Origin of the sequence: Methanosphaera sp. A6, assembly GCF_001729395.1 — an archaeon.
Classification (GTDB): domain Archaea; phylum Methanobacteriota; class Methanobacteria; order Methanobacteriales; family Methanobacteriaceae; genus Methanosphaera; species Methanosphaera stadtmanae.
In genome coordinates, this window is the sequence record NZ_MAIF01000006.1 from 1 (window position 1) to 5,979 (window position 5,979).

General features: G+C 28.0%; 6 protein-coding genes. 1 reads left to right on the plus strand and 5 read right to left on the minus strand.

The genetic code is table 11. The features are described from left to right. Window positions 1-132: 132 nt before the first annotated feature. From A9758_RS00165 to A9758_RS00180, 4 genes are all read right to left on the minus strand, one after another. On the minus strand, window positions 133-294 hold the full coding sequence (locus A9758_RS00165) for a rubredoxin (protein ID WP_011406044.1): 162 nt from the start codon (window positions 292-294) through the stop codon (window positions 133-135). Between the two features lie 290 nt (window positions 295-584). After that, on the minus strand, window positions 585-746 hold the full coding sequence (locus tag A9758_RS00170) for a rubredoxin (protein WP_011406045.1): 162 nt from the start codon (window positions 744-746) through the stop codon (window positions 585-587). Window positions 747-861: 115 nt separating this feature from the next. Next, window positions 862-1,578 (minus strand): metal-dependent transcriptional regulator, encoded by a 717-nt coding sequence (locus A9758_RS00175; RefSeq protein WP_011406046.1) that lies wholly within the window; start codon window positions 1,576-1,578, stop codon window positions 862-864. Window positions 1,579-1,673: 95 nt separating this feature from the next. After that, complete coding sequence (locus tag A9758_RS00180; RefSeq protein WP_011406047.1) at window positions 1,674-3,143, minus strand: class I adenylate-forming enzyme family protein; 1,470 nt, start codon at window positions 3,141-3,143, stop codon at window positions 1,674-1,676. Between the two features lie 142 nt (window positions 3,144-3,285). On the opposite strand from A9758_RS00180, the gene A9758_RS00185 reads away from it, so the two are divergent. Further along, the gene (locus A9758_RS00185; protein ID WP_084759195.1) at window positions 3,286-4,725 is read left to right on the plus strand and encodes a flippase; all 1,440 of its coding nucleotides are present in this window, start codon (window positions 3,286-3,288) and stop codon (window positions 4,723-4,725) included. Between the two features lie 226 nt (window positions 4,726-4,951). Here A9758_RS00185 and cysK read toward each other — a convergent pair whose 3' ends face one another. Then, window positions 4,952-5,908 (minus strand): cysteine synthase A, encoded by a 957-nt coding sequence (gene cysK / locus A9758_RS00190; protein WP_172617521.1) that lies wholly within the window; start codon window positions 5,906-5,908, stop codon window positions 4,952-4,954. Window positions 5,909-5,979 lie beyond the last annotated feature (71 nt).

Genomic DNA, 5,979 nt, shown 5'->3' on the forward strand with positions numbered 1-5,979 from the left:
AGATAAATCTATGGGGGCTGAGTTTAGATAAAAATGAAAAAATATAATATAAACTTATTAATGAAAATATACTTCATTTTAAAAGAACGTATTTTAAGTTAATATTATACTTCATTTTTTAATTAATTGTATTTATTCTACTGCTTGGAACATATCTTTTCCAGCACCACATAGTGGACATGTCCAGTCATCAGGTAAATCTTCAAGTGTCATACCTGGTTCTATTCCATGTGCTAAATCTCCTTTTTCTGAGTCAAATGTCCATCCACATAACATACATTTATATTCTACCATATTTTTTTCCTCCTTATTATTAACATATGATACTTTTCCTTTTTTTCTTTATATACTTAATAGATAATATTAAATTGTATAAGTGTTCTTTATTTGATTAACAATGTTTTTATTTCGCATGGTTTTTCATATAACTATTAAATAATTTATTTTAAAAATATTAAATCTTTTAAAACTATTTTTATTTGAAATAAGATATAGTTACAATGTATTTATGTTTGGTAATTTATTTAAGGAGATGTTTTTTTTTTGATGTTTTTAAAAAAATTAAAGATATAAAAAAAAGAGTTTTATTCAACAGGTCTAAACATTGTTTTATCAGATCCACAATAAGGACATGTCCAATCATCTGGTAAATCTTCAAAAGCAGTACCTGGTGGTATATTCTGGGTTTTATCTCCATTTTCTGGATTATATACCCAACCGCATAATAAGCATTTATATTGTTTCATTTATTTTCCCCCATGTTTTTACTTATCTTTCTATGTTGTTACTTATATACTTATCATAGGGATTTGAAAAAACTAATATATATTTTTAAAAAAAGTTAAAAAGTGGTAGAACAATCTATTTAAGTTCTACAAATACGTTATATGATAATTCTTTATCTAATTGTATTTCTTTATCAAATACTAATACTTTAACTGGACCATTTAATGGAGTTGAATTTATGAGTGTTATTTCTGTTTCTAATGTAATTCCAAGGTCGAGTAATTTTTTAATTTTATTGTTATCTCCACGTATAAATTTAACAACACCTGTTGTATTAGGTGTCATGTTTCCAAGTGATTTTAGATTTTCAATTCTTCGTGGAATTTCATCAATGCTATGAATTTTAGAGCATTCATAACATGTTTGGATATTTAAATCACAAGCTGGAATGATATTATGATCATCTGGGCATTGATCTGGATAACCTAGAAGTTGACATATTTTTCTTTCAGCTTCATCAGATAATGTGTGTTCCATTGCACATGCTTGTTCATGTAAATCTTCCATATCTAAGCCTAATGTTTTATAGAGAAAAGTTTCAATAAGTCTATGTTTTCTAACAATACTTATTGCAACTTTAAAACCTTTGTCTGTTAATTGAACTCCTTTGTATTGATAGTAATTAACATAACCCTCTTCTTCTAGTTTTTTAAGCATTTGGGTTACACTACCTGGTGCAATATTAAGATCTTTAGATATTTCTGTTGTTTTAGCCATGTTGTCCTTTAGACTTTTTTTGTAGATTGTTTCTAAATATTCTTCTACATTCTCACTTATTTCTTTGCCATGCATTTTAAACACTTTTCCACTTATTAAATGACTAATATATTATAATATTATGTTTAGATTTAATTACTTATAACTATTTTTTTTAAATCTTTAATAATTTATAAAAACTCTTTTTTTAATTCATTTCTTAGTAATTTCCATCCATTTACGCGAGGTAATTCTTTGACACTGAATATTTTTCGTGGAATTTTATATCTTGCAAGATTTTTCTGTGCAAATTCAATTAATCCTTTTTCATCTTCTTTATCCTTCCAGATAACAGCAGCTACTGGAATTTCACCTCTATGTTCATGTGGAAGACTAAATACTGCAATTTCATCAAGGGCATCATATTTAATTAGCACTTCTTCTACTTCTGTAGGATATATTTTCCATCCAGACATAATTATCATGTCTTTCTTACGATCTGTTATGAATAATCTCTTATCATCGTCAAGATATCCAATATCTCCTGTTAAAAACCATCCATTATCAAGGAACACTTTTTCATTAGCTTCAGGTTTATTCCAGTATCCTTTAGCTATTGATGGTCCACGTAGTGCAATTTCACCAGGACAATTTAAGTCCATTTCAATTTTAGGATTTTCAGTATCCACTATTTTAACTTCACTAAAACATACAGGATGACCTACACTTTCAAATCTATCTGCAGAAGCATAATCTTCTGGACGTATAACTGTACCTGTTCCTATTACAATAGTTTCAGATGCACCATATGCATTAAGTACTGCAATTCCATATTTTTTATAGAATTTCTTCCATATTTCTTTATGTAATGGTCCACCACCGGATATTATACTTTTTACTGTGTATAATTTATTTTGAACTTTATCTGGATTTGATACTATTGAATGAATAACTGGAGGCATACCTGTTGCATGTGTCACTTGATTTTCAAAGATTATATCTAGATATTCATCAAATGTATAATTATTTTTAGTTATACATAATGCTGCTGTTCTAAGGGTAGATATTGCCCATGAAATTCCCACATGTGCCATTGGATAAATACAAAACATCACACTATTATGATTCATCTTAAGTACATCACATTCATTTTGTATTGCACTAAACCAATTTCCATGTGTTAACATTGCACCCTTTGGTTTTCCTGTTGTTCCACTGGTGTATTGTAGTTGACATAAATCATTCCATGAAGTGTTACAAGCCTCAAGAATTGGGGCATTAGTGTATTTATCCATATTTGGGATTATGTATGAGTCAATGGAAAAATCATCTGCATTTTTGTCTGTTATTATTAATTTAGCATCTGAATCTTCAATGAAGTATTGAATTTCAGGGGAGGTGTAGATTCTATTTGTTGGTACTGCCACAGCACCTATACGCCATAGTGCTAGGAATGAGAAGAGATATTCTGGTCCATTGGGCAGGTATATGAGTACACGATCTCCTTTTGTAATTCCAAGATCTATTAATTTACGTCCTATTTCAGAAATAATACCTAGTATGTCTCTGGAGTTATATCTTTTTTCTCTGTCAATAGAATAGTAAACAGGTTTATCTAATCTACATGCATTAGCATCTAAAAATGTTGTTATATTTATCATAAAATTATACAGTCCTCTTTTTATTAAACTATTATTATATTTCTAATTAATTTATATTAAGTTATTATACAAATATATTATAATATAAAAAAAATAATAGAAAAATTCAACTATTTATAAAAACTAATAAAAATTGATATTCATGAATGTAACATCTCGTGTCATAAAGAATTCAAGTTTACTGTTATTTGCAAGTGTTATAAATAATGTGATGACATTTATATTAACACTTTTCACAGCAAGGTATCTTGGAACATATAATTTTGGTTTAATTTCATCAGCTACTTCTTTGGTTGGTGTATTTGGTATATTCTGTGATTTAGGTTTTGCCACATATGCTATTAGGGAAGTATCACGAAATAAGGATTTAACAGGAGTTTATTTTGGTACTGTATTTTTACTTAGAGTTATATCATCCATATTGACTTGTATTGTTTATGTTATTTTCATATTCTTTAGTAATTTTAGTACAGATGGAACTAATGTAATGATAATATTTGGAATATATATGTTGTTTAATTCATTTGTTCTTTGTTATTATTCATTGTTCCAAAGTAATGAGAAAATGGAGTATCAGACAATAGGTAATGTTATTTATAGTGTGTCTGTTCTTTTAATTATTTTATTAATAATTTTTAGAAGTGGAAATGTTACAATAGTAGCTGCAGCATATCCTATAGCAATAATTTTATCGTTTATTTACTGTAGTTATATTACAATTAAGAAGTATCCTAGACTCAGTGTTTGTTTAGAAAAATCATTTATAAAACAAATTCTCATTAAGGGTATTCCATTCGGTATAACATCAGTATTTACTTCAATATACTTCTGGATAGCATTAATTATACTAACTTATATGGCTGGAAGTGTATCTGTAGGATTATTTAGTTCATCACAGAAGTTGTTACTTGTCTTATCAGCGATATTTTATTTAATATCCAATGCAATATTTCCAGTAATGAGTGAATTATTTACTACAGATAAAAATGCTCTTGTAGATTTGTATCATAAGTTAATGAAGTACTTGTTGATTGTTGGTATGGCAATTGCTGTGGGAACATCAATATATTCTAAGGAAATTATTGGTATTATATATGGTAGTGAATATGTGGTAGGTGCTCATGCATTAACTATACTTATATGGGCGGGTATTTTCATGTTTCTTAGTGGTTTAACTTCAACCTTACTTGGAGCTATAAATAAACAAGTATCTGTAACAAAGAATGCTGCTATAGGAGCAATATTTAGTATAATTCTAAATTTAATATTAATATATTATTTATCATATATTGGTGCTAGTATTTCTACTGTTTCAACTGAATTTTTAATATTGGTGTTGATGTTATATGCCTTGTCTAAAACAGAATTTAAATTAAATCTTAAAAAATCAGTGCTTCCATGTATACAAGTTATCTTGGCAAATATAATTATGGGTGTTGTTTTATTATATTTAAATTTACCATTCATATTTGCTATTGTTGTTGCAGTAATTGTTTATATTGTTGCATTAATTGTAACTGGAGCAATAAATAGAAATGATATTAGTATTGTCTTGAATTTTATAAAAGATTTTAAAAAATAGAAATTGATCATTATAAAAAAAAGATTATTATATTAACTCTAATTAAGTTAATATACTTTACTTCTTTTTGTATAAAATTTATGAATCATGTTTTTTTAGGTGATTTAACTTCATAATTCTAAATTTTTTTCACATCATGTTTTTTTTTTATAGGATATTATGTTAAATAGGAGGTCAAGGAGTGTCTAATGACTAATAATTTAATAATTTGGTGATAATATTTTATTTAGTAATAAAGGTCAGATAACCATTCAACACTTAAGTATCTTTCACCAGTATCTGCAAGTACAGCTACAATGGTTTTTCCTTTGTTTTCTGGTCTTTTAGCTATTTCAAGTGCTGCATATACTGCAGATCCTGAGGATATTCCTGCAAGTATTCCTTCTTTTTGTGCAAGTGCTATTGTGGTTTTTCCTGCATCTTCATCTTCTACAGTTACAACTTCATCAATAACATCTAAATCAAGGGTATCTGCTATGAATCCTGGACTAATTCCTTGTATTTTGTGGGATCCTTTTTTACCTTCAGTAATTATAGGTGATGCTGCAGCTTCCACACCTATTGCTTTAAAGTCATCTTTTTCTTTTTTAATAGCATTTGCAATTCCAGTTATTGTTCCACCAGTTCCTATTGCTCCAACTACAATGTCTACATCTCCATCTGTATCTACAAGAATTTCTTTTCCTGTTAATCTTTCATGTATTTCTGGGTTTGCAGGGTTTTCGAATTGTTGTAAGATAATTGAATTTTCAATTTCTTCATTTAATCTTTCTGCTTCTTTTATTGCTCCAGGAATTCCTTCAGATGCAGGTGTAAGTACTAAATCTGCTCCAAATATTTTAACGAGTTTTCTTCTTTCAATTGAAAATGATTCTGGTAGTATGATTTTCAATTTGTATCCTTTTGCTGCTGCTGCAAATGCTAATGCTACTCCTGTGTTTCCACTGGTAGGTTCGATTATTGTTGTATCTTTGTTTATTTTTCCAGATTTTTCTGCATCTTCTATAAGTGAAACTGCTACTCTGTCTTTTACACTACTTACAGGATTGAAGGATTCTAATTTAACTAGTACATTTGCATCAATTCCTTCTGTTAATCTATTTAACTTCACAAGTGGTGTGTTACCTATTGTTTCTGTTATGTCGTTTGCTATTGGTTTTTTTAGTATTTCAATATTTTCTATTGCCATCGATTTTTCTCCTTATTTTTTGTATATTAGTATCATATATAATTTCTTTATATTTTTCTTTCTTT

Coding starts and splice junctions, on each gene's coding strand:
- A9758_RS00185 (WP_084759195.1), top strand. CDS start 3,286: ATGAATGTAACATCTCGTGTCATAAAGAATTCAAGTTTACTGTTATTT.
- A9758_RS00170 (WP_011406045.1), bottom strand. CDS start 746: ATGAAACAATATAAATGCTTATTATGCGGTTGGGTATATAATCCAGAA.
- A9758_RS00175 (WP_011406046.1), bottom strand. CDS start 1,578: ATGCATGGCAAAGAAATAAGTGAGAATGTAGAAGAATATTTAGAAACA.
- A9758_RS00180 (WP_011406047.1), bottom strand. CDS start 3,143: ATGATAAATATAACAACATTTTTAGATGCTAATGCATGTAGATTAGAT.
- A9758_RS00165 (WP_011406044.1), bottom strand. CDS start 294: ATGGTAGAATATAAATGTATGTTATGTGGATGGACATTTGACTCAGAA.